The organism is Agrococcus casei LMG 22410 (assembly GCF_900163565.1).
Lineage (GTDB): Bacteria > Actinomycetota > Actinomycetes > Actinomycetales > Microbacteriaceae > Agrococcus > Agrococcus casei.
The window spans coordinates 16,034-41,137 of the sequence record NZ_FUHU01000028.1; the positions used below are offsets into that span (position 1 = coordinate 16,034).

Here is a 25,104-nt window from a genome sequence, read left to right on the forward strand (position 1 = left end):
TGGTGAATTAACAATACGAAGCTGCCTGGAATTGATCAGGGGGCAAGCTGCCTGTCAGGCACCTCTACATTCTTTCGAGGAATACGGCAATGAAAATGCTGCATACCCATACTGCGATGAGAATAGCCAGCTCGAACGCTCGGAGCGGTCGACTCTGGTGGACCGTGCGTTTCGGATGGGCACCGAAACCACGAGTGTCCAGGGCGAGAGCGAGCTCATCGCTATGCCGGAAACTTGCCACGAGAACTGGCAGCGTCGTCCGCAGTAATAATCGCGTCTGTCCACGAATGCTCCCGCGGGCACGTAGTCGAGCCATCCTGCGGGCGGTGCGCAGGTCAGCTCGCATGAGCATAGTGAAACGTTCCCCGAGTAGCACGGTGTCCATGACCCGATAGGAAACACGGAACCGATCAATCAACGAGTCTGCCAGCACCGGCCAGTTCACATAGAAAAACGGCACCACGAGTAGGGCGCTGAGTGCAACGATACGCAACGCCCCGTTCGTCGCGGCCTCTAGAGGCAGCCACAGGCCCATCCCGACCCAAAGAACCAGGGATAGCGCGCCAGCCGCCGCGATAAAGACAGCGGCAAAGCGGGGTTTCGTCACCACTGTCACCAAGAGACAGCACGCCAGCACTGTAATACTGAACCAGGGCCGTTGGGCGAGCAATACCGCGAGCTGTGCGGGAACGGTGAGCAATACGATAATCAGCGGATGCGGAACCCACCTGCGGGAGTTGAAGCGGGTCATATCTGCCAGACCCCTTTGACGATTCCGGTTTGTAGCTCGATGTGATGAGTGGCGATGCCGCGGAAGGAGCCCGCATCATGCGTCGCGATGACGGCGACGCGATCCTGAGCATTTCCTGCTAACAGCGCACGAATCTGTGCTGTGCCAGTCACATCCTGTGCATTCGTAGGTTCGTCCAGCAGGAGAAATGCCGGTCTTCCGGCGACGGCGAGGAGCACCGAGAGCCGCTGTCGTTGCCCGCCCGATAAGTGCTGCGGATGCACTTCGGCCAGACACAAGAGCCCCGCCCGGTTCAACATATCGTCGATCTCCGCGGCACTAGAACGCGCCCCCGGTGGTAATGCCAGGTGTAGCTCCGTCCGAACGGTGTGGGCGAACATGAGCTCGCTCCCGCGTTGTGGCAGGTACCCAATGCCTCTGGTGAGCCTTACCCGCCGTGACGGATCGATGTGCCCGCGCACCCCGCGTTTCTCGCCGGCAAGCGCATCCAGCAGGCTGGTCTTACCCGCGCCGTTTGGGCCCAGCAGCAGCGCGATTGCTCCTCGGGGAAGTGTGAGGGTGGCGTCTCGCAACAACAGTGCGCTGCGTCTGGCGACCGTAAGAGCCTGGGTTGTCAGACCGGGTGCTGTCTGGTGGACGGTCAACGCGCCGAAGTCTGTGTCACTGCTCGAGGTCTCTTTTGCGGGTAGATGCACGCCGATTCTGCGGCAGAAGTCTACGTTCTCACCGTATACACTGGCGGGCTTGTCGTCGAGCGCGATTCTGCCGTTCTCATCGAGTACGATGACCCGATCGGTATGTTCCAGATGTGGGTCCGGACGGTGGTCGAACGCCACGACGGTGAGCTGGCGAGCGGACCGAATCTCCCTGATGATTTTTCCGAGCCGGTGGCTTGCGGTGCGATCCAACTGTGACGCGACCTCGTCGAGCACCAGGATAGGCGCTCGCAGCACGAGTGCTGACGCGAGGGCAAGTCGCTGTTGTTCGCCGCCCGAGAGGGTCAGTGGGTTACGGGATTCGTCAATGTGGCTCAGACCGACGAGGTGCAGGGCTCTGCGCGCCCTGAACGTGGCCTCGTTGGGTGCTATGAGTTGGAAGTCGAGGCCGGCACGGACTTCTGCCAAGACGGTGCTGGCGAAAAGCTGGGTTTCTGGGCGCTGCCAGACCGCAGCGATCGTACCGGAGCGTTGGGCTGAGTCTAGGGTTGCAAGCTGGGTTCCGTTCATGCTGATGCTGCCTGCAACCCGAGCTGTCGTCATATCTTCAAGCACCCCGACCAGTGCGTGTGCCAGACTTGACTTACCGCAACCGGTGGGTCCGGTGATGAGCGTGTAGCTCCCGCTGACCAGCTCCAGGTAAGGTATATTGAGCACCGGATTTGCGCCATCGTAGGCGATTGTGAACTGCTGTATCCGTACGTTGTAGCGGCCAGGGTCGGCCGAGTTCGGGAGGCTCATGCGACGACGATGCGCTGTGGGTTCACATTTGCACGTAGCAATCCGATGGTCATGACCCAGGCGCCCCACCCGTAGAGCACGCCAAGTCCAACCCGAATGATGAGGGCGAGTAGCTTGATGCTGGGGTCTAGCAGCAGAAACTCTTGGTAGAAGAACATGAAACCGAAGCTCATCAGACTCACGATTGCGCAGGCCAGGATGGCCCACCACAGCCAGAACTGGGACCGGGCAGGGGGCCAGGTGGGCTGGGTTTGTGAGCGCAACCGTCTGGTAATGAAGAAGGTGAGTTCGATGACGATGCCCGCGCACAGGGCGAGTGCGCCGAAGCCTGCGACGGTTGTGACAATCGAGGTGAGCAGCGCCGCGCCGCTGCGTTGAATCAGCAGGGCGGCGATGAGGATCCCCAGAAACCAGGGGACTGGTGCCGGGAATGCTAGCCACGGGACCGTGGCTTGTAATGCGACCCCGAGAATTCGTGATACGTGGACGATGATCGCGCCCAGCGCGCCGAGTACAACGAAAGTCAGCAGAGCACGAGTGGAGAATCTGTCGGATTTCAGGCTCGTAATTCTTGTCTCGCCGTTCACAGTTCGATCTCGAAGTCGTCGGTATCGGTGAATGCGCGCCCCGCTGCGAGCCCCTTTTGCGTTGCCCGGAGTCTGGCGAAGTCCAGCCGGGTGTTCGTCATCCCATATTTCCAGTAGCCGAATACCTGTGTTTGCTCGGACAGTAGTCCGAGATGGTGTTTGCAGCGGTGGCGAATTTCGCGCATATCTTCCCGTTCGCCGGCCGCCCACACGCTGGCGTCAGTGGTGAGATCGAATTCGGCGAAAGCAGTGGCCAGTGGGTATTGGCCGTGCGGCTCTACTCGAAACGCGGTGATGGGTTCTGCTAATGCGGAGATCTCCTGTTGCAGGATAGCAAACTCATCCTCCGGGACGGCAGCAAAGACGAAAGTCTCGTCCACGTGGGGCATGGTGCGCAGGAGCCGCGTCGCCGCGGGGAGCGCAGAGGAGTCGGCAAGCAGCACCCGCGGGGTGCCCTCACCGGGGGTGCGGTGCGGGCGTGGTCCGACAATGTCAATGCGGTCGCCAATCCTGAGCTGCGCTAGCCAGCGCATCGCAGGAGAAGCTTCGGCGTGCACTACGAGGTCTATTTGCGCGGTGCGGGTTGCTGGATCGATTTCCACGAGTGTGTATACCCGCGTCGTGGTCTTTGGTACCCCGGGGATTGCGGCGAATTCCTCGGGTGGTTCCGGCAATGCGACGCGGACCGTGGGATTTGCCAGAGTCCATTCGTTGAGTGGGTCGTCGCCAGAAATCGTCGCTGAGATACGAGTGAGTTTTCGTGCGCGGTGCTCAATTGCGGTGACGGTCAGATAGCGGTCCTCGAGCCCCTGCTGATGATCGGGGTGTTTGAGTACCTCGAGTAGTCCTGCGAGCTCGTCTTGGGTGAGGTTGATCGAATCTGTCATGTTGGCCCCGTCAGTATGATGTTAGTAAGGCTAACCTTACTTCTAGTTTGGCGTGGACGCAATCGGACATGGCAGGATGGCGTTATGAGGCTCTTCACGAACGAGGGTGTAGTCGAGGTCTGAAACCGCCGGCTTCGAGCAGACTCCTGTCGATGTAGTGCCTCAGGTTCCGGAACCCAAGCGCGATCCCGCGCAGATGCTCGAGTCGGCCATTGATCGCCTCCGTCGGGCCGTTGCTGGTCCCGGGCCGATCGAAATAGCCGAGGACGTCAGCGGCTCGTTGCTTGAGCGTACGAGCGAGCTTGCGGACCTCGACCAGCTGCACGGGCACCCCCGTGGAGATCCGGTCGATCGTGTGCTGCAGGAAGAACCTCCCCAGCCCGCGGTCCGTCTCCCGATACGCGGTGATCATGTCCTGATACACACCCCAGGTCGCTTCAACCTCGACATGGCGCTGGTCGGCGAACACCTCCTCGAGTCGCGCATGCTGCTTCTCGGTGAGAAGTCCCGCTCCTGTCAGCAGAGTCCGGCGGACCCGGTAGAGCGGATCACCAGTCCTACCCCGACGACCGAACACATCGCGCTGAACACGGCGCCGACAGTTCTCCAGCGCGTCCCCGGTAAGCCGGATCACATGGAATGGATCCATGATCGGAGCAGCGTCGGGAAGCTCTTCGGCGGCGGCGGTCTTGAACCCAGTGAATCCGTCCATCGCAACGACCTCGATCCCGTTCTGCCACTGCTGCGGGCGTGCAGCCAGCCACCGCTTGAAGACTGCTTTGGAGCGGCCTTCGACCATGTCCAGCAGCCGGGCAGGTCCGGCCTTCTCACGCACCGGGGTCAGATCGATGATCACGGTCACGTACTTGTCGCCACGCTTCGTGTGGCGCCACACGTGCTCGTCGACACCGATCGTGGTGACACCGTCGAAGCGGTGGGGGTCATCGATCAGTTGTCGTGTGCCTTCAGCGAGGATCGCGTCGTTCGCGGCCGACCATGACACGGCCAGTCCTGCCGCGACGCGGGAGATGGACAGATGGTCCACCACGAGTCCTTCCAGTCCCCATCGCAGACCGCCGCGGGAGATCTTTGCCCGCGGCGGCGCCGCTGCGGTCGTGTCCTGGCGCCACACCCGGCCGCATCCTGAGCACTTGTAACGACGCACGCGGATCAGCAGCGTCGTGGGTCGGTGTCCGAAGGGTTCGTGCGCGAGCCTGCGCACCACCGTGTCCCGTGGCGTCCCCTCACATCCGCAGTGCTGGCACCACTGGTCTGGTTCAACGACTCGGCATTGGAGCATCGCTCGGTCGGGTTCCAGGTGTTGTCCGACGGCTTGGAGACCGAGCTCGTCGAGGCGGCAGAACGTGGTCAGGCAGGGCGCATCAAAAGTAGGGTGGGACATGTCGAGGTCTTCCGGATGGGCAGTGTAGGAACTTCCATCTTCAGGGAGACCTCGACTCCTACACGGACAGCGACGCGCTCAACGGACTACACCCTCGTTCGAGAAGAGCCCCTTTTGGGAGGCGTCACCGTGGACGAACACACCTCACCCGCTGCCAGCGATGCTGCGGGAACGACTGGCTCGGCCAGCAGCAGTTTCGAGAGCCCAGAAGGTCTACGCTCCCTACTCACCCGGCTACACGGCGCCGGGCCGGGCGCGTGGCGGGGTGACCGTGAAGCAGCTGAACTCATGCGCTACACAGCGACCAAGTACCAGCCGCTCGCACGTAAGCACGGGCTAGATGCCTGGGAGGTGGCGTCCGCTGCGTTCGAGGTGATGCTCGCGCCTTCGACGCGCAACGCGGGCCACCCGTGGGCTGTGGTGACCCGTGCTGTGCAGATCACCTGTCACGCGGAGACTCGCGCCTCTGGGATGCTGACATCAGCCAGCAAAGTGCGCCACACCGCCAGGATCATCGGGTTCCACGATGCAGTGCGGTTCGCCGAGCGGGAGCGCCTGGCCGACTATCACCCCGCGTTCACACACTACGACGGCGACCCGGACGAGAGCGAGCATGAGGCGCGAGTGGCCGCTCTGCTGTCTGCCACGGTCGCACTATTCGAGTCGGCGGGCTGGGATGCTGCACTGGTCGCCGAGTGCGTCGAGCATGTGGCTTACCGGCTTGCCGACCTCTCCTCCCGGCAGCGCGGGGTCGAGGTGCTGCGCCGTGACCGCGGGATCCCGACGCTGCTCGAGATACCGCCCCGGTCGTGGTCTGCGCTGTTGCGGATCGTGCTCGGGCACCCCGACCCAAAGCACATGGGTACTCCGATAGGTGATGGGGTGCTGCTGCGATTACTGAACGGCGAAACACTGGACGCTCTGCGCGACGACGAGGCACTGATGAAGATGATCCGCGCCGCCAACCCCGACAAAGGCACCGTGCCTTAACTTGGGGGTGGGGCTTCCGCACCTAACGGTATGAGCACTCGTACTGTTACCCCCGCTGCTACCTCCACCGCTTCTTCTTCGTCATCTGACACCACGCTTGGCGCACGGCTCGCTGCTGCCTCCCGCTGCGCGCAGGGTCTCGCCACCATGGTGGACGATCCTGTTGTGTTGGCCGAACTGCGCGGGCTCTGCGCCACACCTCGCCCCATGCGCGCGCCCGTCGCCGAGAAACGCGAAGGCCCCGCACCCTGAACGGCTCAGAGCTGCGGGGCCGGTCACGAATCGCCGGGGTTACGCGCGCCAGACGAATTCGACCCGGCGCGCGAGCACTGCCGCCCGGTGCGCATCGCGGCGCACATGGAACGCCTCGGTGCTCTCGTTGCGGCGCTTAGGCACAGCTGTCATCATGTCAGCGGGGTGAGCGTGCACCAATACCGCTTGCAAGATCAGACTCGCCGCCTGGTACTGCCACATTGGGGTACGCCCTTCCCACTCAGCAGCGACCGTGCTGACATCAATATTCAACCCGGAGTGCTCGGGTGCGGTCGCGGTGTACTCGCGGCGGGTGGCTTCGATCCGTTCCGCGATCCGTGCGCGTTGCCGCACCCACATGGCTTTGTCAATCAGCCCGTCATAATAGTCATCATCGAGCCGCGCCAGACGCTCCCGATCTTGGTCGAGCGTCGCCGCGAGCCCAACCCGTGCCGCAAGGTCACTGCCAGAGGTTCGGCGCACCTTGGGGTGGAGGGTGATCTGCTCGAACGTCGCCAGCACCGCTTCCTCGACGAGCTTGGCCATTTCAGCAGAGCGAATCGAACGGGTGCACCCGCCCGGGGTCGGCTGTAAGCACTGGTACACGCCGCCCCGGTGAATCATCGACGTTCCGCACAGTGAGCAGCGAATTAGCCCCGAGAACGGGTACATCCGCACCGCCGCACCCGTACCGGGTTGGTGAAAGTTCCTGGCTTTCTTGCGTGCGTCAAGGACATCGGAGACTTGCTGCCAGGTGTCCTCATCCACAATCGCGGGCCACGCCGCCTGCACTTGCATCTTCGACGTCTTCGCGCGACTTCCGTCCGGCATCACAGGCCGGTACTCGCGCACTCCCTTGTTGGAGGGGTTGTAGAGCACCATCTTGAGTGTCCGATCCGACCACGCACACCCGTGAGTGGTGAGGATGCCTTGTGCGTTCCAGTCCTTGCGAATGCGATACAGGGATTCACCGGCCAGCACCCGCTGGTACGCCTCGACCACCAGCGGCCCGGTCACGGGATCGATCACGAGCGCGCCTGCCTCTGCCCGGTATCCGAATGGCACCCTGCCGCCGTGCCAGGCACCTTCGATGGCCTGCTGCTTCGCCGCCCTCGCCACACGTCGGGCGGTGTCAGCGGACGACTTGTTCGCCATCGCCACCAGCACCCTGGCCATCGCCACATCAGAGTCCGTGTCCAGCCGGAGCGAGCCTGTCACGGAACGCACGGTGAACCCGCCCAGCACCTTCGCATCAATGAGGTCTTCCAAATCGCGCGGGTCGCGCACCGCGCGATCCAAGTCGTAGGCGACCATCACCTGCGCGTGCCCGTCGGTGAGGTGTTTCAACATGGTGCGAAACTGCGGGCGGATCACCCGCCGCACCCGCTCACCCGACGGGAGCGTGATCGTGCGCTGCTTGAACGCCGACGTGTCATTCTCACGAAACACCGCTGCGACTTCCCACCCGTGGGCTTCTGCATAGGCACGACAGTCGGCTTCCTGCCGATCTACGCCCCGTTCGCTGCCCTCTGGGTCGTCGCTGATTCTGACGTACACCACCGCCTGCAACGCATCCGTGCTCTGTTTCTGCTCGTTGTGGCCCATCTCTCGGCCCCACCTTCCTACTCGTGTGAGAGGTAGGTGCGTTTACAGAACCTCGGCTACGCGATCACGGCGCACCGTGCGCAGGGCTCCACTGTCGATACCGCGCACGCGATCGTGCACTCGCCCGAGATGACCCGCGAGTCCCTTTATGTCGCGATGACCCGAGGGCGGGAGTCGAACCGTGCCTATATCGCCACCGATCAGCATCACCTCGAAGAGCACCAGCACCGTGACGACCTGCAGATGACCGCGCGGAGCATCCTCTACGGGATTCTGCAGCATGTCGGGGCGGAGCAGTCCGCACACGAGACCACTACGGCGGAGCAGGACATGTGGGGGTCGCTGGCCCAGCTGGCTGCCGAGTACGACACCATCGCGCAGGAAGCGCAGCTGGACCGGTGGGTCACGCTCCTCGAACACGGAGGCCTTACCCCCGAGGCGATCGACGACCTGGTCGAGACGGAGTCGTTCGGGATCCTCACCACCGATCTCCGCCGCCTCGAAGCAGACGGACACGACATCAACGACCTCCTCCCACGCATCACCCTCGCCGGAAGCATCGACGGGGTGGAGGATCTCGGATCGCTCCTGCGCTACCGCATCCAGAAGGTCGCCGCCACCTACCAACCCTCAGCACGTCGGGTGTCGCTGATCGCCGGCCTCGTCCCGCGTGCGACGGGCATCACCGACCCGGCCATGCAGCAGGCGCTCCAGGAGCGAGAGCAGCTCATGCAGCAACGCCTCGACGCCCTCACCACCACGGCCATCGAACGACCCGAGCCTTGGATGAGAACCCTCGACGGCATGGACCCCGAAGCACGACTGACGGCGGTTCGAGCGGTGGCCGCGTATCGGGACCGGTGGGGCATCACCTCCACCAGCCCCCTCGGCCCCGTCCCCAATGATGACGCACAACGTGTCGACTACGAACGCGCCCGCGGGCTCCTCACGAACCACCAGCCAGACCCGCAGGACGTAGCATCCGGGGCACAGCAGCGACGTAGCGGCCGCACCCTGTGAGCACCACCGATCGCCCGGCAAGGGATTGCTCTTCCTTTGCTGCAGGGGCGTCGGTATCCTGGTGGTGGCAGGAGCAACCACACGCCGAGCCCCGGGACATCGTTCAGGAGCAACGCAGACCGTTCGAGAAGCGTCTCGGGCACTCAACCACTCAGGACCCGCCACACCGCAATAGTCCTGCGTGCGAAAGTGAGGCCCACACCATGCTCCTGAACCGGCTCTGGAACGCCAGCACCCACACCCGCATCTTCCTGCGCCGCTGGATGCCCACCAACATCCTCCTCGACCGGCTCCGCTCCAGGACCGGACTGAAGTGGGGTGTCCCGGCGATGCTCCTCGGCGTCGTCTACATCCTGATCGCCGCGACCTGCACCGAGCTCATCGAGCAGGGCTGGAGCGAATGGCTCTACCTGGCCTTCTTCTGGGCACTGTGGAACGGCCTGAAGTTCCTCCTCTTCGGGCCGTGGAGCCTCGTCCTCCTCGCCCGCGCACGGCTCCGCGAGGCGCGAGCAGCACGTCAGGTTCTGAGGCCGGCCCGCCCATAGACCGGTCACCCCCGCCCAAGCTTTCGGCCCGCCCGGCGGGCATTTGGACGCGACTCAACACCGGCCCGCTTCAACGCCCGCCACACCATCGAGTGCCCCACACCGAGCTCTCGCGCGATCTCACGCGTCGTCAGCCCCGACTCATAACCGCGAACCGCGTGCGTAACCTGCTCATCGTCCAACCCCTGACGGCGGATCCTGACACCAGCATCCACGAGTAGATCCCGCACCGTTTCCTTACCCAAACGATGCTCACGTGCGATCGAGATCAGCGATGCCCTGGACTCGTACGCCGCGACCATCGCCTGCAACGTCTCGGGGGCGACCGGGGTTCCAGCCGTCTCAATCGGCGTCACCACCGGCCCACGAACATCACTTCGAGGCACAGCTAGACTGGAAGCCGACACGCCCTGACCTTCGGAAGATCCGCGTGAAATCAACGATTTCAAGGTGACGAACGAGGATACAGTTTTCTCCCGGTTGGGGCACTGAGAGACCGGTTCTGGGGCCTCAGGCAGGCGGCGTCAGGTAGACAGCCGCTGCGGCATCGGCCCCCAGGTGCGTCTCGCCCGACGGGGTTCCGATGCGCACTGTGCCCGAGTACTTCGCGCGCTCGAGCACCCGCACCTCGACGTCGGGCTCGATGCCCTCATTGGCGAGAAACCGCAGCAGCTCGCCATCCGAGTCCGAGATGCGCGTCACGGTGCCGGTGGTGCCCACTGCAGCATCGAGCACGCGCACGCCCTCCTGCGCCACGATGACGCCGTCGGCCGTGGGAATCGGATCGCCGTGCGGATCACGGGTCGGGTGACCGAGCGACGCGGCGATCGACTCGACGAGTCGGTCGCTCATGGCGTGCTCGAGCACGTCAGCCTCTTCGTGCACTTCATCCCACTGGAATCCCTGCTGCACGACGAGCCACGTCTCGATCAGCCGGTGTCGCCGCAGCAGCTGCAGCGCGAGTGTGCGGCCCTTCTCGGTCAGTTCGACAGCGCCGTACGGCTTGTGGTCGACGAGGCCGGCAGAGGCGAGCTTCTTCACCATCTCGGTCACGCTCGACGCGGCGAGCTGCAGCTTCGCGGCCAGCTGCGAGGGCGTGATCGGCTCGTCCTGCCACTCTGTGTGGGCGTAGATGACCTTCACATAGTCTTCGCCGGCTGCTGATCCGCGCCCCGGAATCCACTCCATCACAGTGATCGCGACCTGATGACCTGTGCGAGCTGCTCGAATGCGCGCCGCCGGTGGCTGAGGGCGTCCTTCTCGGCAGCCGAGAGCTCAGCCGAGGCACGCGTCTCTCCGTCGGGCTGAAACAGCGGGTCGTAGCCGAAGCCGCCCGCTCCCCTGGCCTCAGTCAGCACGCATCCCGGCCAAACGCCCAGCTCGACAGCCTCGAACTCGCCGTCGACGAACGCCGCGGCGCACATGAACTGCGCGGCGCGGTCTTCGACGCCCTTGAGGTTCTCGAGCAGCAGCGCGTTGTTGTCAGCGTCTTCGCGGGTGCCTGCGTAGCGAGCAGAGCGGATGCCCGGAGCGCCTTCCAGCGCGTCGACGGCGATCCCCGAGTCGTCGGCGAGTGCGGGCAGGCCCGTGTGCTGCGCTGCCTCCCGCGCCTTGATCAGCGCGTTCGCGGCAAACGTGTCGCCCGTCTCATCGGCATCTGGGCCGTCGTACTTCACCAGCTCGATGCCGGGCAGCAGCGGGCTCAGGATGCGCCCGAGCTCCTCGACCTTGTGCGCGTTGTGGGTTGCGACGACGACTCTCATGCCGAGAGCGCCTCGCTCTGCTTCTGCGACAGGGTCGCGCATCCGCCGACTGCCAGCTCGAGTAGCTGGTCGAGCTCGCGCTTGTCGAAGGGCGCCTCCTCGGCTGTTCCCTGCACCTCGACGAACAGTCCGCGACCGGTGACGACCACGTTCATGTCGGTGTCGGCTGCGGAGTCCTCGACGTAGGGCAGGTCGAGCACGGGCTGGCCGCCGACGATGCCGACTGAAACCGCTGCGACCGAGTCGATGAGCGGCTTGGCGCTTGCGGGAATCCGCTTCTGCTCCTTGGCCCATTCGATGGCCTGCACCAGCGCGACGTAGGCGCCCGTGATCGATGCGGTGCGGGTGCCGCCGTCGGCCTGCAGCACGTCGCAGTCGACCGTGATCGAGATCTCGCCGAGCGCCTTGAGGTCGACGACGGCGCGCAGCGAGCGGCCGATGAGGCGAGAGATCTCGTGCGTGCGACCGCCGATGCGCCCCTTGACGCTCTCGCGGTCCATGCGCTCGTTGGTCGACCTGGGCAGCATCGAGTACTCGGCGGTGACCCAGCCCTTGCCGCTGCCCATGAGCCAGCGCGGAACCTTGGGCATGACGCTTGCCGTGCACAGCACCTTCGTGCCGCCGAACGAGATCAGGGCGCTGCCCTCAGCCTGCTTCGACCAGCCCGGCTCGATCACGATCTCGCGAAGCTCGTCTGCTGCGCGTCCGTCGGGGCGGGGCTTCTGGTTCTCGGTCATGCTCTCTCTCATTCCTTGGGCGATGCCTCTGCCAGAGTCGGCAGGGTGATCGCGGCTGTTGTCGTGTGCTCGACGCGGCTGACCTCGGGGCCGAGGAAGCGTCGTGCGAGTCTCAGAAACGGCGCCTGCTCGTCGGTCGTCGCCTCGAAGCGATAGCTGGCGGGGCCCTCGGCCAGAATGCTGCGGTCTGCAAGGATGCGGTACACGTCGGCGGCCGTCTCGTCAGCGCTCGAGACGAGCCGCACGCCCGGGCCCATCACATAGCCGATGGCACCTGCGAGCAGCGGATAGTGCGTGCAGCCGAGCACGAGCGTGTCGATGTCGGCTTCCTGCAGCGGCCGGAGGTATTCGCGAGCTGCGGCCAGCACGGTCTCGCCCGTCGTCTCGCCCGCCTCGACAAACTCGACGAAGCGCGGAGCCGCGACTGCGGTGATGTCAAAGCCCTCGGCAGCGAACGCCCGCTGATACGCGCCGGAGCCGATCGTGCCCTCGGTGCCGACTACGCCGATCCGTCCGGTCGTCGACCCCGCTGTTGCTGCGCGAACCGCCGGCGAGATGACTTCGACCACGGGAATCCCGAGCCCGACCTCGTACCGCTGCCGGGCGATGTCGAGTGTCGCCGCAGTCGCCGTGTTGCACGCGATCACCAGCATCTTCACGTTCTGCGCGACCAGCGCATCCATCACCTGCAGGCTCAGCCGTCGCACCTCGGCCTGCTCGCGCGGCCCGTAGGGCGTGTGCGCCGTGTCGCCGATGTACGTGACGGACTCGTCAGGAAGCTGGTCGATGACAGAGCGGGCGACTGTGAGTCCGCCGAGTCCGCTGTCGAAGATGCCGATGGGTTGCTGCACGCTGACAAGCCTAGTTCGACTGGGCTGCGTCGCCCGCACGACGAACCATGCGGCGCATCGATACGCCTCCCCATGACGGGCCGGCCGCAACCGACTCGCCGTAGTCGACGAATCCGCGCCGTGCGTAGAAGCGCTTCGCGCGCTCGTTGCCGTCGATGATCCAGAGGTATGCGTCATCCGCTCCGAGCGCTGCGTCCATCAGCTTCGCCGCGAGGCCAGTGCCCCGTGCACGCTCAGACACATACAGGCGGCCCAGCTCGCGATCGGCGGGCGCATCATCGGCAAGGCCGAGCGACCGCTCCCATGCCGCTGGAGCATCACAGGCCTCGACGGCGCCGACGAGCTCGCCGTCGATCTCGGCGATCAGTCGCACAGTCGTCGACGGATGCGCGAATGCGGCCGTGCGCGCGGCCCGGTCTCGCTGCGCTCGCTGCCGCTCGGCGAAGTCGTCTGGAACGACTCCGCGGTACACCGCAGCCTGTTCGGCGACGATGAACTCGTCCCATCGCTCGGCATCTGTCGCAGCGGGCTCGCGGATCACAGCCTGAGCCGCATCGATTGTCTCCATTCCTCCAATGATACGAGGCGGCGGTACCCTGGGCTTGTGAATTCCAGCGCACTGATGACAGACCGCTACGAGCTGACGATGATCGACGCCGCCATGCAGGCCGGCACCGCTTTTCGCCCCAGCGTGTTCGAGGCATTCGGCAGACGGCTCTCCGGCGGCAGGCGCTACGGCGTCGTGGCCGGAACGGGGCGGCTGCTCGACCGCATCGAGCAGTTCAGCTTCACCGATGCACAGCTGAAGTTCCTGCGCGAGGGCAATGTCGTCTCACCTGAGGCTCTCGACTATCTCGCCGACTACAAATTCACCGGCCGCATCCGCGGCTATGCCGAGGGCGAGCCGTACTTTCCCGGCTCTCCCCTGCTCACTGTGGAGGGCACGTTCGCCGAGTGCGTCGTGCTCGAGACCGTCATCCTCTCGATCCTCAACTACGACTCTGCCGTCGCAACGGCCGCCAGCCGCATGGTCACTGCCGCCGGCACTCGCCCGGTCGCAGAGATGGGCTCGCGGCGAACGGGCGAGGAGTCGGCCGTTGCCGCCGCACGTGCCGCATACATCGCGGGATTCACGAACACCTCGAATCTCGAAGCGGGCATCCGCTGGGGCATTCCGACCATGGGCACTGCCGCCCACTCCTTCACGCTGCTGCACGACAGCGAAGAGGATGCATTCAGAGCCCAGATCGATGCGCTCGGAGTCGGCACCACCCTGCTGGTCGACACCTATGACACGGCCCGCGGCGTCGACCTGGCAGTGAAGGTCGCCGGAACAGAGCTCGGCGGCGTGCGCCTCGACTCAGGCGACCTGCCGATCATGGCCGCCCGCACCCGAGAGCAGCTCGACGCGCTGGGGGCGAAGAACACCCTCATCACGGTCACGAGCGACCTCGACGAGCACGCGATCGCAGGTCTCGCCGCCTCACCCGTCGACGCCTACGGCGTCGGCACGAGCGTCGTCACCGGTTCGGGCACCCCGGCTTCGGGCATGGTCTACAAGCTGGTCGCACGCGAAGGCGACGAGGGCTGGAAGTCGGTCGCCAAGGCGAGCGAGAACAAGGCGAGCCACGGAGGCGAGAAGCTCGCCGTCCGAACACTCGAAGACGGCGTCGCCGTCGAAGAGACGATCTTCATGGGTGACCCGACGAAGGACGACGCAGCCGACGCGTCACGCGGCCGCGGACTGCAGGTCGACCTCGTGCGCGGCGGCGCCATCGCCGACGAGTACCGCGGTGCAGCGGGCGTCGCGAAGGCGCGCGAGCACAGGAAGAACGCTGTCGCCGAGCTGCCGATCGTCGCTCACAGGCTGCGTCCGGGCGACCCGGCGATTCCCACCGTCTTCAGGTAGGCCGCCGAATCGGGGCGTCGCCTACTCGTCTTTCATCGACTCGTAGATCTTCTTGCACTCCGGGCAGATCGGAAACTTCTCGGGGTCGCGCCCCGGCGTCCACTTCTTGCCGCAGAGAGCCCTGACGGGCTTTCCTGACATGGCTGACTTGAGGATGCGGTCCTTCTTCACATAGTGCGAGAAGCGGTCGTGGTCGCCGTCTTCGAGCTGCTCCTCGTTGAGGAGCTTCTCGAGCTCGCGATCCATGACATCTGTGCCGCCGGCCGGAGAGTCGAGGTCTGTTCCCATGCATCCATTGTCTCACCCCTGGGCGAACACTGCGAGGCGATGCGACACTCCTGCCGTACCATGAGCTTCTGCGCAGCGCATACGCTGGCGCGGCAACGAGAGGAGACATCCATGGCCGAACAGCAGCCCATCGAGGCCTCGAACACGATCATGCGCGTGCTTGACACGATTCTCGACACGCAGCGTCCGCTCGTCGTAGCCCACCTGCGCTCGCTGCGACGCAAGCAGCCGCACATGACTCCCGAGCAGATGCTCAGCCGAATCGAGAAGCAGTTTCTCGCTGCTGTCTCGACAGGAGGCGCCGCCGTCGGCGCCACGGCTGCCATTCCGGGCCTCGGCACGGTGTCATCGCTCGGCGTCTCTGCCGCAGAGACCCTCGGATTCCTCGAGGCGAGCGCCTTCTTCGCCCAGGCCTACACCGAGATCCATGGAACAGCGCTGGTCGACGAGAAGCGCGCCAAGGCCCTGGTCATGACGCTCCTGCTCGGTGAAGCCGGAACGTCGCTCGTCAGGCGAGTCGCCGCGCAGAGCATGGGCTCAGGCCCCACGAACGAAGCCTTCTGGGGCGATCTGATCACCAACTCGATGCCTCCCGGCGTGACGCAGCAGCTGCTCGAGTACCTGCGCAACGCGTTCATCCGCCGCGTCACGCAGAACGCCGCGAAGGGCTGGATCGGCAGGGCGATCCCGTTCGGCATCGGTGCCGTCGTGGGCGGAGTTGGCAACCACGTGCTCGGGCGTCAGATCATCGCGAACGCACGCGGTGCATTCGGTCCGGCGCCGATGTACTTCACCACCGAGCTCGACCCGCGGCCCTCCGACCGCGCTGACCGCAAACGTCAGAAGCAGCTGCAGCGCGATCTGAAGAAGCAGATCGGCTCGGCCACGAAAGAGCGCGGGCTCACCGGCATCGTTCGCAAGAACAAGCAGCGTTCATTCGACGAGCCGGAGTCCGAAGACTAGGGCATCTCGCCCAGCTGCACCGTCAGCTCGAGCTCCTCGCCGTCGCGCATGAGCGTCACGGCGACCTCTTCGCCTGCGGCGTACGAGCGGATGCGCGCAGTCAGGTCAGCGGCGCCGGTCACGGAGGTGCCGTCGACGGCAGTGATGACATCGCCTGACCGCAGGCCGGCCTCAGCCGCAGCCCCTGACTCGGTCGTCTCGTGCAGGGTGGCTCCCACCACGCCTGCCCGCGCATCCGTCTGGTCTGTGACGGTCGCACCGAGCAGACCGTGAGACGCTTCGCCGTGCTCGATGATCTCGTTCGCGACCCGCTGGACGAGATCGCCCTCGATTGCGAAGCCGATGCCGATCGAGCCGCTCGCTCCCTCCTGCGCGCCGCTCTGGGACGGGCTGGCGTCGGCGATGGCGACGTTGATGCCCACCAGTTCGCCGCTGCCGTTCAGCAGAGCGCCGCCGGAGTTGCCCGGGTTGATGGGGGCATCGGTCTGCATGACCGGCACCGTCACCTCGCTCGAGAGCTGGATGCCGCGGCCCGTTGCCGAGATGATGCCGTCGGTCACGGTGTTGCTCAGCCCGAGGGGCGAGCCGATCGCGACGGCCTCGTCGCCGACCGACGGTGCGCTGTCGGCAAAGGCTACTGCCGGAAGATCGGCGTCGACCTTGAGCACTGCGAGGTCGACAGCAGGGTCGGTTCCCACGAGCTCTGCCTGCAGCAGCTGGCCGTCAGCGGTCTCGACGGTGATGCGGGCGCCTCGGCCCTGACCGTCGAGTGAGACCACGTGGTTGTTCGTGACGATGTACCCGCCCTCGGCCACGACGACGCCGCTTCCTGTTCCGGAGGCCTGCTCCGTGGTCACCGAGACAGTCACGACCGACTGCGCCGCAGCCTTCGCCACTGCTGCCGTGCTGCTCACCTGCAGCGTCGATGTGTCTTGCACGCTCGGACGCGCATCCTGCTGCTCCTGTGCAATCAGCGTTGCCGCCTGGCCGCCGGCCACGCCTCCGAGCACCGTGCCGCCCGCAACTGACAGCGCCGCGACCCACGCGATCGTCACCTTCGTGCTCGACTTCGGCCGGGCAGCCGCTCGGGCGCTCAGCTGCTCTGCGAGAGGGTTGACGACTGATTCACGTGGCGACTCCATGCCTCCATGGTGCGCTCGTCGGCTATGCGTCATCCATGCGCTTGCCATGACTGACAGACGTGTTCGCCACGCCCACCTCTAGGCTGGTCGCATGAATGACCTGCCATGGCTGAAGACCGCACGGGCCGCGCAGCTCGCTGGCGACGACGGCGCGCTGCGGCCCACCGTGTTCGCAGAGATGACGGCGATCGCCGCAGAGACCGGCGCCGTCAACCTCGGCCAGGGATTCCCTGACTTCGACGGGCCGCCTGAGATTCTCGAGGCCGCACGGCAGGCGATTGCCGACGGCGTCAACCAGTACGGACCCGGTCGCGGCAACCCGATCCTCATCGACGCCGTGCGCGATCAGCGTCGACGGCACTACGGCCTCGAGCACGCTCGCGACGAAGTGCTGATCACGGTCGGAGCAACCGAGGCGATCTCTGCGGCGCTGCTCGCATACTGCGACACCGGGGATGAGGTCATCGCATTCGAGCCGTACTACGACGAGTACGCTGCGGTCGCCGCACTCGCGGGCGCGAAGCTCGTGCCCGTCGCGCTGCAGGTCGGCGACTTCCAGCCCGACCCGGCAGATCTCGAGCGGGCCATCACACCCCGCACGAAGGCGATCGTGCTGAATTCGCCGCACAACCCCACCGGCGCGGTGTTCACCCCCGAGCGGCTGCGCGCGATCGCCGAGATCGCCAACAGGCACGGCATCCTGGTCATCTCAGACGAGGTCTATGAGCACCTCACCTTCGGCCCGCGTCATGTTCCGATCGCGGCCCTCGGCCTCGACCCCGACCTCTCGATCGCGATCTCATCGGGCGGCAAGACGTTCTCGGTCACGGGCTGGAAGGTCGGATGGGCGGTCTCGACTCCCCGGCGCATCAGCGAGATCACTGCGGTCAAGCAGTACATGTCGTTCGTCGGCAGTGTTCCGCTGCAGCCGGCGATCGCACTCGGCCTCGGGCTGTCAGACGCGTTCTTCGACACGCTGCGAGCCCAGTTCACCGCCAAGAGAGACCGTCTCGTCGAAGGGCTCGAGGCAACGGGCATGCGCGTGTTCACTCCCGAGAGCGGCTACTTCGCGCTCGCTGACGTGGCGCCGCTCGGTCATGCCAGCGCGACAGAACTCGCCTACGCCCTCCCGCGCGAGGCTGGGGTCGCTGCTGTGCCCGTCTCTCCGTTCGCGAGGCCCGGGCGCGACGATCTGCGATCGATCATGCGGTTTGCCTTCTGCAAGCGCGACGAGACGATCGCAGAAGCGTCAAAGCGACTGCAGGAGTTCGCCGCTCGCGCAGCTCAGTCTTAAGAAGACGGATGCGCGAGCAGCATCTCGCGCGCGTCACCGATGTCACGGTGCATCTGCTCGATCAGCTCTTCGCCCGAGCCGAAGCGGTGCATCGTGCGCAGGAACGACACGAACTCGACGGTCATGAGCTGGTCGTAGCAGTCGACGTCGGCATCGATCAGGTGCGCCTCGACGACACGCTCGATCTCGCCGCCGAACGTGGGGTTGTTGCCGACCGAGACCGCTGACGGGTAGCGGACTCCCCCGACCGTCGCCCATGCTGCGTACACGCCGTCTGCCGGAACGAATCCCTGCGGGTTGGTCTCGAGGTTCGCGGTCGGGAATCCGAGCTCGCGCCCGCGCTGTGCGCCGCGAACCACAATGCCCCTGACAGACGGCAGCCTGCCGAGCATGATCGCGGCGTCTTCGACGCGGCCGAGCGTGAGCGCATCCCGGATCCAGGTCGATGAGATCCTGCGGCCGTCGCGCACGCAGATGTCGTCGATCACACGCACCTCGGCGCCGTAGCCGGGCGCCGCCTGCATGAGAGTGGTCGCGTTGCCTCGGCCGCCCTTGCCGAACGTGAAGTCAGGGCCGACCATGACGAGCTTCGCCCGAAGGCGCTCGAAGATCGCCGCGATGAACGCATCCGGCTCGGTCGCCATGAGCTCTCGGTTGAACTCGAGCACGATGACTCGGTCGACGCCCGACTCCTTGAGCAGCTCTTCGCGCTGCGAGCTCGAGGTGAGCGCACGCGGAGCGAGGTCGGGTCTGATCAGCTCGAGCGGATTTCTGTCGAAGGTGATCGCCACGGTCTCGAGCTGCTGCTCGGCGGCCGCTGCCGACAGGTCGCTCATGATTCGCGTGTGCCCTGTGTGCACCCCGTCGAACTTGCCGATCGTGACCGCGGTGTCGCAGTCGCTCTGAATCTCGTCAATGCGCATTGTTGTTCCGTTCGCTTCCTCGCAGGACCCACCACAGGCCGACAATCGGCAGAATCAGGGGAATGAAGCCGTAGCCCATGCCGAACCAGCTCCAGACGCTCGGGTGCCCGAACAGCTCGGGCGCCGTCAGCGACAGCACACCCACTGCGAGCACGCCGACGAGCTCGAAGCCGATGGTCGCGACCGCGACCCGGCGCCAGCCCGCTCCCCGCTTGAGCAGCGCGACCGTGGCAAGGATGTACACGAGCGCGGCTGCCGCACTCAGCGAGTACGCCAGCGGAGCTGCGTCGAAGTCGCGCACGATCTGCACGAGCGAACGACCTGTCGCAGCGATCGCCAGGACGCCGTACACGACGACGAGGACGCGGCCGAAGCCGTTCGAGCGCGCTGATTGAGACATCCTGACGATTCTACTCCCGCAGGTCAGAAGACCTGCACGAACCAGATCTGGTGCATGCGGTAGACCATCACGCCGACGCTCATGAGGGCGACGCCGAGCGCGACCACTCCCCAGCGCCCCTTGTCGATCAGCGCCCAGAGCGCGACAGCGGGAGGAATCAGCACAGCCATGACGAGGTACACCCAGTACTCGAACGGGTCGCCTGTAGGGCCGGAGCCTGTGAAGGGAGCGATGATCGAAGCCACGATCTGCACCACAAGCGTGAGGGTCGCGATCGCTGCGGCTCCCAGGATCCAGTCGTTCATGCGCACTTTCGCGATGCCCGCGACCGTGACGCCTGCCCCGAGCAAACCGAGCAGCGCCGCCTGCGCGAGCATCATCCACGCGATCATCAGCCGTCGGCCTCTGGCATGTTGGCGACGGGCACGAGCCGCCCATGCTGCCCCCTGGCCACCCCGACCAGTCGACCCTCGTGCACCGCCGCGACCAGCCCATCCGCCTCTGTCGCGAACCGGCGACCGTGCTTCAGGTGCTCTGCCTCTTCGTCGGTGAGCTCGAGCGTCGGCATCACGAGCGCGGCGGCGGTCGCAGCGTCCATCAGCGACTCGGCATCGATCGAGTCTGCGCCGACGGCGTCGTCGATCGAGAAGCGCCCGACGCGCGTGCGGCGAAGGGCCGTGAGGTGCCCGCCGACGTCGAGGCTCTCGCCCATGTCGCGTGCCAGGGCTCTGATGTAGGTGCCGCTCGTGCAGTCGACGACGGCGTCGACGCTGGCCCTCTCGCCCGGGGCGAACCCGTCGAGGTCGAACCTCGAGACGGTCACGGGCCGCGCCTTCAGCTCGACCTGCTCGCCTTCGCGAACGCGGGTGTACGAACGAACCCCGTCAACCTTGATGGCGCTGACGCTCGAGGGCACCTGCTCGATGTCGCCTGTCAGTCGCGCCGCGGCCGCCTGCACCGCCTCGAATTCGATGTGCGATGCGTCCGCTGAGGCTGTCACATCGCCCTCTGCGTCATCGGTCACCGTCGTCGCACCGAGCGCGATCGTCGCCTCATACGTCTTGTCAGCGCCGACGATGAAGGTCAGCAGCCGCGTCGAGGCGCCGACGCCGAGCACGAGGAGTCCGGTGGCCATCGGGTCAAGGGTGCCTGCGTGGCCGACCTTCTTCGTGCCGAGCGCTCGGCGGGCCATCGAGACCACGGTGTGGCTGGTGACGCCAGCTGGCTTGTCGACGAGAAGGATTCCATTCGGCACCCATCGAGCGTACTCCAGTCGGCGTAGGCTGAGTGCTGTGCTGCATGTGGGAGTCATCGGTGCCGGCGCGATCGGCGGTCAGCTTGCCGCGCTGCTGGATCGCGGCGGCTTGCGGGTCTCGGTCACTGCTCGCGGCGACAGCCTGGCCGCGATGCAGGCAGAAGGCCTCAGGCTCATGGGCAGCACCGGTGAGCACGTCGCCCGGGTCGAGGCCGCAGCTGCACTCCCCGAAAGCTCGCCGCCCGATCTCGTCATCCTCACGACGAAGGCCAGCGACACCGCTGAGGCCCTCGACGCGAATCCTGTCGCTCGGCGAGTGCCCGTGCTCGTCGTGCAGAACGGGCTGGATGCGCACGGCCGCGTCGCGAGGCTCGTCGGACACGATCGCGTGGCGGCAGGAATATCCACAACGGCCGCCAACTCGCTCGAGCCGGGCCTGGTGAACGTGACCGCGTCGGGCCGCCTCTTCATCGGGGGTGCCGAGCGAGCACGCTTCGCCCAGCTGCTGTCGCCCGCGGTTCCCGATGTGACCGAGATCGAGAATCTCGTCGGCGCCCAGTGGACCAAGCTCGTCATCAACATGGTCAACGCTCCCCCCGCAGTGGTCGGCCTCAGCGTGCAGCAGTCGGTCGCCGACGCGGATGTGCGCCGTGTGATCACCGCTTCGATGCGCGAGGCCGCACGCATCGGACTCGCAAGCGGCGTGCGCTTCGAACCGCTCCAGGGCCTCACCCCGAACATCATCCGCATGCTCGCGCGAGCGCCCTACTGGGCGTCAGAGCAGGTGCCGAAGCGCATGGCTCGCACTATGGGCGACGTGCCGAACCTCGGTTCGACGCAGCAGAGCCTCGCACGCGGGCGCCTGACAGAAGTCGACATCCTGAACGGCGCCGTCGTAGAAGCGGGCCGGTCGGCATCGATCGCAGCGCCTGTGAATGCAGCGGTGACTCGGCTCGTGCACGAGCGCGAACAGGGGCGACCTGCGCTCACTCCTGCCGAGTTCCGCAGCGCTGTCAGCGAATGACGGGTGACTCCCAGTCGGAGTTGTCGAAGACGATGTCTGCTCGCGACACCGGGTCGCAGATCGACTCGTAATGCGCGTTCGCCTGTTCGCGCTGGGCATGCGACGGATGCGTCACGATCGGGTGGGCGCCGTCTCGCTTCGCCATGCGCGACCCTCGCACCGCATCCGCCGCTTCGACGCGGATGAAGCCGTGCCACAGCCGCGACAGCGCTGGCCTCGCCAGGAACTCGCCCTCGACCAGCAGAATCGCGTCGGGGCCGGTCGTGGTCCAATCGGGCTCAACGAACTGCTCGGCATGAGCGTCGTAGGCGTCGAGCACGAAGGCGGTCGAGCCGCCGAGCAGGAAGGGCTCGATGAGGTTGCGCTTCAGCTCTGAGAGGTTGTAGGTGTCGTCGTAGTAGCCGGTCGCGGAGTCGCGCCCCTGCCGCTCGCGGACGGCCCGCTCGTTCTTGAAGTCCGACATCGACGCGACGAACGACGTGGCGCCCGCCCGGGCGAGTGCGACTCGCAGCTCGATGGCCAGCAGCGACTTGCCGACACCGGGGCGGCCGTCGAGGGCGATCATGCGCCGGCCGCGGGAGTTGCCGCGCAGGATGCGCTCAGCGATCTCTGTGTAGACGGACTTCTGGGTGGTGTTCCAGTCGGCGGCGCGCATGAGCAGCGAGTAGTCGTCCATGCCGCAAGTCTAGTTCTCAGTTCAGAAGTTCTGCCTAGGCTGGAGGCGTGCTGACCTCTGAATCTCTGCATGCCGCGCTCACCCCCTGGTACAGAAGCCACGCACGCGACCTGCCCTGGCGCCAGCCGTCGTTGGACGCATGGGGCACCCTCGTCAGCGAAGTGATGCTGCAGCAGACCCAGGCGTCGAGGGTGGCGGTCGAGATCGTCCGATGGCTCGAGCGCTGGCCGACGCCTCGCGATCTCGCCGATGCCCCCACCCACGAGGTGCTTCGCCAGTGGGGGTCGCTGGGCTACCCGAGGCGAGCGCTGAGGCTGCAGGAGACCGCCGTCGCGATCGTGGAGCGTCACGGCGGCATCGTCCCCCGCCACGTCGACTCGCTGCTCGCGCTGCCCGGTGTCGGCGAGTACACCGCGCGCGCCGTGGCCGTGTTCCATTTCGGCGACCGCCACCCGGTCGTCGACACGAATGTGCGCCGCGTCATCGCAAGAGCGGTGCGCGGCCAGGGCGAAGCGGCTCCCGCTGCCAAGCGAGACCTGCACGAAGTGGAGGCGCTGCTGCCGAGAGACTCGCACGACGCAGCGATCGTGTCGATCGCGCTCATGGAGCTCGGAGCACTCGTCTGCACAGCACGGGCTCCGCAGTGCGACGAGTGCCCGATCCGCAGCCAGTGCGCATGGATCGCAGCCGGAAGCCCGCCGTACGAAGGCAGGCGAGCCGCTCGTCAGGCGAAATTCGCCGGCAGCGACCGACAGGCCCGAGGGCGCGTCATGAAGGCGCTTCGCGCATCCGACATGCCTGTTCCGCTCTCGGACATCGCACTCGAGTGGCCCGACGACGACCAGCGTGCGCGAGCGGTCGAAAGCCTTGTGGGCGACGGCCTCGCTGTGCGCGAAGGAGATTCGCTGCGCCTGCCCCACTGACCCGTGCGCTGACGATTTCGAGCGATATGCTCGCATCATGCCAGCACGCAAGCAGACGCTGACCAGGCTCGACAACGCACTGCAGCGGTCGCTGCGCGATGTTCGAGAAGAGCTCGAGCTGCCGGAGGAGTTTCCGGCAGAGGCCCTTGCTGAGGCTGAGCGGCTGCAGGCCGATCCTCCGACCGCAGACGCCGACATGACTGACGTGCCGTTCGTGACCATCGATCCAGAGGGCTCGACGGATCTCGACCAGGCGCTGCACTTCGAGCGCCCAGGCGACGGCTTCGTCGTCCGCTATGCAATCGCGGATGTGCCAGCATTCGTCGAGCCGGGCGGCGCCCTCGACACCGAGGCTCGCGAACGCGGCCAGACGCTCTACGCAGCCGACGGTCGCATTCCGCTGCATCCCGCGTCCATCAGCGAAGACGCAGCGAGCCTGCTCCCCGAGCAGCTGCGCAGCGCCCTGGTGTGGCAGTTCACACTGAACGCACGCGGCGAGGTCACCGAGACTGCGCTCACGCGCGCGAGCATTCGCAGCCGCGAGCAGCTCACGTACGAGACCGCTCAGCAGCGCATCGACGACGGCTCTGCCGACGAGTCGCTCGCGCTGCTGCAGACCATCGGCGAGCTGCGCATCGCTCTCGAGCAGGAGCGAGGCGGCGCCAGCCTCGACATGCCCGAGGAGCAGGTCGTAGAAGCGGATGGGCGCTACAGCATCGAGCGTCGCGTGCTGCTTCCAGCAGAACAGTGGAATGCGCAGATCTCGCTCATGACCGGCATGGCCGCAGCAGACCTCATGCTCTCGGTCGGCAAGGGCATCCTGCGCACCATGCCTGCTCCCCCTGCTGACGACGTGCAGCAGTTTCGCGCCGAGGCCGCGGCACTGGGCTTTGAATGGCCAGAGGGCGCCACCTACGGAGAGTTCCTTCGCAGCGCCGAACGCGACACGCCTCGCTCGATGGCCCTGCTGCAGAGCGCGCGACGACTCTTCCGCGGCGCCGGCTACACGGTGCTCGACGGCTCGCAGAAGCCAGAAGAGGTCATCCAGGCTGCGATCGGCGCACCCTACGCTCACGCGACCGCACCGCTTCGGCGTCTCGTCGACCGGTACGTGCTCGGTCACTGCCTCGCCATCTCTGCCGGAGAGCCCGTGCCTGAGTGGGCCTCCGCCGGCCTCGATGGGCTGCCCGAGATCATGCAGTCGACAGGACAGCGAGCCTCTGCACTCGAGCGCGCATCCGTCGACCTCGTCGAGATCGCCGTGCTGGCAGGTCGCGAGGGCGAACAGTTCGAAGCGGTCGTCATCCAGCAGAGAGAGAAAGATGCGCGGCTGCAGCTGGTCGACCCGACCACCGAAGTGACATGCGAAACGGCCGCGAACCCCGGCGAACGCGTCACGGTCAGGCTTGTGAAAGCCGACCTGCAGACACGATCACTCGAGTTCGCGGCCGAATAGCTCG

28 protein-coding genes are annotated in these 25,104 nt (G+C 65.9%); 9 read left to right on the top strand and 19 right to left on the bottom strand.

All coding sequences use genetic code 11. The features are described 5' to 3' along the window. Nucleotides 1–64: 64 nt before the first annotated feature. From CZ674_RS06960 to CZ674_RS06980, 5 genes are all read right to left on the bottom strand, one after another. Entirely contained in the window at nucleotides 65–751 is a 687-nt protein-coding gene (locus CZ674_RS06960; protein ID WP_025388378.1) for an energy-coupling factor transporter transmembrane component T, read from the bottom strand. Continuing rightward, the gene (locus CZ674_RS06965) at nucleotides 748–2,208 is read right to left on the bottom strand and encodes an ATP-binding cassette domain-containing protein (protein WP_006821247.1); all 1,461 of its coding nucleotides are present in this window, start codon (nucleotides 2,206–2,208) and stop codon (nucleotides 748–750) included. Before CZ674_RS06965 ends, CZ674_RS06960 begins: the two co-directional genes overlap by 4 nt. Beyond that, complete coding sequence (locus tag CZ674_RS06970) at nucleotides 2,205–2,795, bottom strand: ABC transporter permease (RefSeq protein ID WP_006821246.1); 591 nt, start codon at nucleotides 2,793–2,795, stop codon at nucleotides 2,205–2,207. The genes CZ674_RS06965 and CZ674_RS06970 overlap by 4 nt, the downstream gene beginning before the upstream one ends. Further along, nucleotides 2,792–3,682, bottom strand: coding sequence for a siderophore-interacting protein (locus CZ674_RS06975; RefSeq protein ID WP_006821245.1), 891 nt, complete (start codon nucleotides 3,680–3,682; stop codon nucleotides 2,792–2,794). The genes CZ674_RS06970 and CZ674_RS06975 overlap by 4 nt, the downstream gene beginning before the upstream one ends. Before the next feature lie 94 nt (nucleotides 3,683–3,776). Beyond that, complete coding sequence (locus CZ674_RS06980; protein ID WP_086991812.1) at nucleotides 3,777–5,084, bottom strand: ISL3 family transposase; 1,308 nt, start codon at nucleotides 5,082–5,084, stop codon at nucleotides 3,777–3,779. 288 nt (nucleotides 5,085–5,372) lie between these two features. Here CZ674_RS06980 and CZ674_RS06985 point away from each other — a divergent pair, with 288 nt between their 5' ends. Next, nucleotides 5,373–6,074, top strand: a complete 702-nt coding sequence (locus CZ674_RS06985; RefSeq protein WP_234988479.1) for an exopolyphosphatase — start codon at nucleotides 5,373–5,375, stop codon at nucleotides 6,072–6,074. Between the two features lie 291 nt (nucleotides 6,075–6,365). Here CZ674_RS06985 and CZ674_RS06990 read toward each other — a convergent pair whose 3' ends face one another. Further along, nucleotides 6,366–7,931, bottom strand: a complete 1,566-nt coding sequence (locus tag CZ674_RS06990; protein WP_086991813.1) for a recombinase family protein — start codon at nucleotides 7,929–7,931, stop codon at nucleotides 6,366–6,368. 36 nt (nucleotides 7,932–7,967) lie between these two features. Between CZ674_RS06990 and CZ674_RS06995 the strand changes: the two genes are divergently transcribed. Continuing rightward, a complete protein-coding gene (locus CZ674_RS06995) occupies nucleotides 7,968–8,951 on the top strand; it encodes a C-terminal helicase domain-containing protein (protein WP_143244670.1) in 984 nt (327 codons plus the stop codon). A gap of 203 nt (nucleotides 8,952–9,154) precedes the next feature. Further along, nucleotides 9,155–9,496, top strand: a complete 342-nt coding sequence (locus tag CZ674_RS07000) for a hypothetical protein (RefSeq protein ID WP_086991814.1) — start codon at nucleotides 9,155–9,157, stop codon at nucleotides 9,494–9,496. 5 nt (nucleotides 9,497–9,501) lie between these two features. On the opposite strand, the gene CZ674_RS14605 is transcribed toward CZ674_RS07000, so the two are convergent. The 6 genes from CZ674_RS14605 to CZ674_RS14380 all read right to left on the bottom strand — a co-directional run bounded on the left by CZ674_RS14605 (nucleotide 9,502) and on the right by CZ674_RS14380 (nucleotide 13,415). Next, complete coding sequence (locus tag CZ674_RS14605; RefSeq protein WP_407640218.1) at nucleotides 9,502–9,798, bottom strand: helix-turn-helix domain-containing protein; 297 nt, start codon at nucleotides 9,796–9,798, stop codon at nucleotides 9,502–9,504. A gap of 208 nt (nucleotides 9,799–10,006) precedes the next feature. Beyond that, a complete protein-coding gene (locus tag CZ674_RS07010; RefSeq protein ID WP_086991816.1) occupies nucleotides 10,007–10,684 on the bottom strand; it encodes a metal-dependent transcriptional regulator in 678 nt (225 codons plus the stop codon). Beyond that, complete coding sequence (rdgB, locus tag CZ674_RS07015; RefSeq protein ID WP_086991893.1) at nucleotides 10,684–11,259, bottom strand: RdgB/HAM1 family non-canonical purine NTP pyrophosphatase; 576 nt, start codon at nucleotides 11,257–11,259, stop codon at nucleotides 10,684–10,686. Before rdgB ends, CZ674_RS07010 begins: the two co-directional genes overlap by 1 nt. Next, on the bottom strand, nucleotides 11,256–11,996 hold the full coding sequence (gene rph, locus CZ674_RS07020; RefSeq protein WP_086991817.1) for a ribonuclease PH: 741 nt from the start codon (nucleotides 11,994–11,996) through the stop codon (nucleotides 11,256–11,258). Before rph ends, rdgB begins: the two co-directional genes overlap by 4 nt. Nucleotides 11,997–12,004: 8 nt before the next feature. Then, nucleotides 12,005–12,847, bottom strand: coding sequence for a glutamate racemase (gene murI, locus CZ674_RS07025; RefSeq protein WP_234988480.1), 843 nt, complete (start codon nucleotides 12,845–12,847; stop codon nucleotides 12,005–12,007). Between the two features lie 10 nt (nucleotides 12,848–12,857). Further along, entirely contained in the window at nucleotides 12,858–13,415 is a 558-nt protein-coding gene (locus CZ674_RS14380) for a GNAT family N-acetyltransferase (RefSeq protein ID WP_086991894.1), read from the bottom strand. Nucleotides 13,416–13,451: 36 nt separating this feature from the next. On the opposite strand from CZ674_RS14380, the gene CZ674_RS07035 reads away from it, so the two are divergent. Next, entirely contained in the window at nucleotides 13,452–14,756 is a 1,305-nt protein-coding gene (locus CZ674_RS07035; RefSeq protein ID WP_268802390.1) for a nicotinate phosphoribosyltransferase, read from the top strand. 21 nt (nucleotides 14,757–14,777) lie between these two features. Here the strand turns inward: CZ674_RS07035 and CZ674_RS07040 are convergent, their stop codons facing one another. Continuing rightward, complete coding sequence (locus CZ674_RS07040) at nucleotides 14,778–15,044, bottom strand: DUF3039 domain-containing protein (RefSeq protein WP_086991820.1); 267 nt, start codon at nucleotides 15,042–15,044, stop codon at nucleotides 14,778–14,780. A 111-nt stretch (nucleotides 15,045–15,155) separates the two neighbouring features. On the opposite strand from CZ674_RS07040, the gene CZ674_RS07045 reads away from it, so the two are divergent. Next, the gene (locus CZ674_RS07045) at nucleotides 15,156–16,007 is read left to right on the top strand and encodes a hypothetical protein (protein ID WP_086991821.1); all 852 of its coding nucleotides are present in this window, start codon (nucleotides 15,156–15,158) and stop codon (nucleotides 16,005–16,007) included. On the opposite strand, the gene CZ674_RS07050 is transcribed toward CZ674_RS07045, so the two are convergent. Then, the gene (locus tag CZ674_RS07050) at nucleotides 16,004–17,149 is read right to left on the bottom strand and encodes a S1C family serine protease (RefSeq protein ID WP_159456924.1); all 1,146 of its coding nucleotides are present in this window, start codon (nucleotides 17,147–17,149) and stop codon (nucleotides 16,004–16,006) included. The genes CZ674_RS07045 and CZ674_RS07050 overlap by 4 nt on opposite strands. Before the next feature lie 91 nt (nucleotides 17,150–17,240). Here CZ674_RS07050 and CZ674_RS07055 point away from each other — a divergent pair, with 91 nt between their 5' ends. Then, nucleotides 17,241–18,443, top strand: a complete 1,203-nt coding sequence (locus CZ674_RS07055; RefSeq protein ID WP_086991823.1) for an aminotransferase class I/II-fold pyridoxal phosphate-dependent enzyme — start codon at nucleotides 17,241–17,243, stop codon at nucleotides 18,441–18,443. Here the strand turns inward: CZ674_RS07055 and CZ674_RS07060 are convergent. The 4 genes from CZ674_RS07060 to truB are packed head-to-tail and all read right to left on the bottom strand — an operon-like array spanning nucleotide 18,440 to nucleotide 21,021. Further along, nucleotides 18,440–19,366, bottom strand: a complete 927-nt coding sequence (locus CZ674_RS07060) for a bifunctional riboflavin kinase/FAD synthetase (RefSeq protein WP_086991824.1) — start codon at nucleotides 19,364–19,366, stop codon at nucleotides 18,440–18,442. The two genes, CZ674_RS07055 and CZ674_RS07060, sit on opposite strands and share 4 nt — an antisense overlap. Further along, nucleotides 19,356–19,766 carry a hypothetical protein gene (locus tag CZ674_RS07065; protein ID WP_086991825.1) on the bottom strand — a complete coding sequence of 137 codons (411 nt, stop codon included), beginning with the start codon at nucleotides 19,764–19,766 and terminating at the stop codon, nucleotides 19,356–19,358. Before CZ674_RS07065 ends, CZ674_RS07060 begins: the two co-directional genes overlap by 11 nt. Before the next feature lie 23 nt (nucleotides 19,767–19,789). Then, a complete protein-coding gene (locus tag CZ674_RS07070; RefSeq protein WP_143244672.1) occupies nucleotides 19,790–20,146 on the bottom strand; it encodes a hypothetical protein in 357 nt (118 codons plus the stop codon). An 11-nt stretch (nucleotides 20,147–20,157) separates the two neighbouring features. Then, nucleotides 20,158–21,021, bottom strand: coding sequence for a tRNA pseudouridine(55) synthase TruB (gene truB / locus CZ674_RS07075; RefSeq protein ID WP_234988481.1), 864 nt, complete (start codon nucleotides 21,019–21,021; stop codon nucleotides 20,158–20,160). 37 nt (nucleotides 21,022–21,058) lie between these two features. Here truB and CZ674_RS07080 point away from each other — a divergent pair, with 37 nt between their 5' ends. Next, nucleotides 21,059–22,045: a ketopantoate reductase family protein gene (locus CZ674_RS07080; protein ID WP_234988482.1), complete on the top strand. Its 987-nt coding sequence runs from the start codon at nucleotides 21,059–21,061 to the stop codon at nucleotides 22,043–22,045. Here CZ674_RS07080 and CZ674_RS07085 read toward each other — a convergent pair. After that, nucleotides 22,035–22,721 (bottom strand): nucleoside/nucleotide kinase family protein, encoded by a 687-nt coding sequence (locus tag CZ674_RS07085; protein WP_086991828.1) that lies wholly within the window; start codon nucleotides 22,719–22,721, stop codon nucleotides 22,035–22,037. The genes CZ674_RS07080 and CZ674_RS07085 overlap by 11 nt on opposite strands. A 50-nt stretch (nucleotides 22,722–22,771) precedes the next feature. On the opposite strand from CZ674_RS07085, the gene CZ674_RS07090 reads away from it, so the two are divergent. Together CZ674_RS07090 and CZ674_RS07095 are read left to right on the top strand one after the other, a co-directional pair. Next, on the top strand, nucleotides 22,772–23,644 hold the full coding sequence (locus tag CZ674_RS07090; protein ID WP_407640219.1) for an HhH-GPD family protein: 873 nt from the start codon (nucleotides 22,772–22,774) through the stop codon (nucleotides 23,642–23,644). Between the two features lie 37 nt (nucleotides 23,645–23,681). Beyond that, nucleotides 23,682–25,100, top strand: coding sequence for an RNB domain-containing ribonuclease (locus tag CZ674_RS07095; RefSeq protein WP_086991829.1), 1,419 nt, complete (start codon nucleotides 23,682–23,684; stop codon nucleotides 25,098–25,100). Nucleotides 25,101–25,104: the final 4 nt, after the last annotated feature.

What these genes read in the sequence shown, in the direction of transcription:
- CZ674_RS06960 (WP_025388378.1), bottom strand. Translation starts at nt 751, where the DNA reads ATGACCCGCTTCAACTCCCGCAGGTGGGTTCCGCATCCGCTGATTATC.
- CZ674_RS06965 (WP_006821247.1), bottom strand. Translation starts at nt 2,208, where the DNA reads ATGAGCCTCCCGAACTCGGCCGACCCTGGCCGCTACAACGTACGGATA.
- CZ674_RS06975 (WP_006821245.1), bottom strand. Translation starts at nt 3,682, where the DNA reads ATGACAGATTCGATCAACCTCACCCAAGACGAGCTCGCAGGACTACTC.
- CZ674_RS06980 (WP_086991812.1), bottom strand. Translation starts at nt 5,084, where the DNA reads ATGTCCCACCCTACTTTTGATGCGCCCTGCCTGACCACGTTCTGCCGC.
- CZ674_RS06985 (WP_234988479.1), top strand. Translation starts at nt 5,373, where the DNA reads ATGCGCTACACAGCGACCAAGTACCAGCCGCTCGCACGTAAGCACGGG.
- CZ674_RS06990 (WP_086991813.1), bottom strand. Translation starts at nt 7,931, where the DNA reads ATGGGCCACAACGAGCAGAAACAGAGCACGGATGCGTTGCAGGCGGTG.
- CZ674_RS07000 (WP_086991814.1), top strand. Translation starts at nt 9,155, where the DNA reads ATGCTCCTGAACCGGCTCTGGAACGCCAGCACCCACACCCGCATCTTC.
- CZ674_RS14605 (WP_407640218.1), bottom strand. Translation starts at nt 9,798, where the DNA reads ATGGTCGCGGCGTACGAGTCCAGGGCATCGCTGATCTCGATCGCACGT.
- CZ674_RS07010 (WP_086991816.1), bottom strand. Translation starts at nt 10,684, where the DNA reads ATGGAGTGGATTCCGGGGCGCGGATCAGCAGCCGGCGAAGACTATGTG.
- rdgB (WP_086991893.1), bottom strand. Translation starts at nt 11,259, where the DNA reads ATGAGAGTCGTCGTCGCAACCCACAACGCGCACAAGGTCGAGGAGCTC.
- rph (WP_086991817.1), bottom strand. Translation starts at nt 11,996, where the DNA reads ATGACCGAGAACCAGAAGCCCCGCCCCGACGGACGCGCAGCAGACGAG.
- CZ674_RS14380 (WP_086991894.1), bottom strand. Translation starts at nt 13,415, where the DNA reads ATGGAGACAATCGATGCGGCTCAGGCTGTGATCCGCGAGCCCGCTGCG.
- CZ674_RS07040 (WP_086991820.1), bottom strand. Translation starts at nt 15,044, where the DNA reads ATGGGAACAGACCTCGACTCTCCGGCCGGCGGCACAGATGTCATGGAT.
- CZ674_RS07045 (WP_086991821.1), top strand. Translation starts at nt 15,156, where the DNA reads ATGGCCGAACAGCAGCCCATCGAGGCCTCGAACACGATCATGCGCGTG.
- CZ674_RS07050 (WP_159456924.1), bottom strand. Translation starts at nt 17,149, where the DNA reads ATGGAGTCGCCACGTGAATCAGTCGTCAACCCTCTCGCAGAGCAGCTG.
- CZ674_RS07055 (WP_086991823.1), top strand. Translation starts at nt 17,241, where the DNA reads ATGAATGACCTGCCATGGCTGAAGACCGCACGGGCCGCGCAGCTCGCT.
- CZ674_RS07060 (WP_086991824.1), bottom strand. Translation starts at nt 19,366, where the DNA reads ATGCGCATTGACGAGATTCAGAGCGACTGCGACACCGCGGTCACGATC.
- CZ674_RS07065 (WP_086991825.1), bottom strand. Translation starts at nt 19,766, where the DNA reads ATGTCTCAATCAGCGCGCTCGAACGGCTTCGGCCGCGTCCTCGTCGTC.
- CZ674_RS07070 (WP_143244672.1), bottom strand. Translation starts at nt 20,146, where the DNA reads ATGATGCTCGCGCAGGCGGCGCTGCTCGGTTTGCTCGGGGCAGGCGTC.
- CZ674_RS07085 (WP_086991828.1), bottom strand. Translation starts at nt 22,721, where the DNA reads ATGGACGACTACTCGCTGCTCATGCGCGCCGCCGACTGGAACACCACC.
- CZ674_RS07095 (WP_086991829.1), top strand. Translation starts at nt 23,682, where the DNA reads ATGCCAGCACGCAAGCAGACGCTGACCAGGCTCGACAACGCACTGCAG.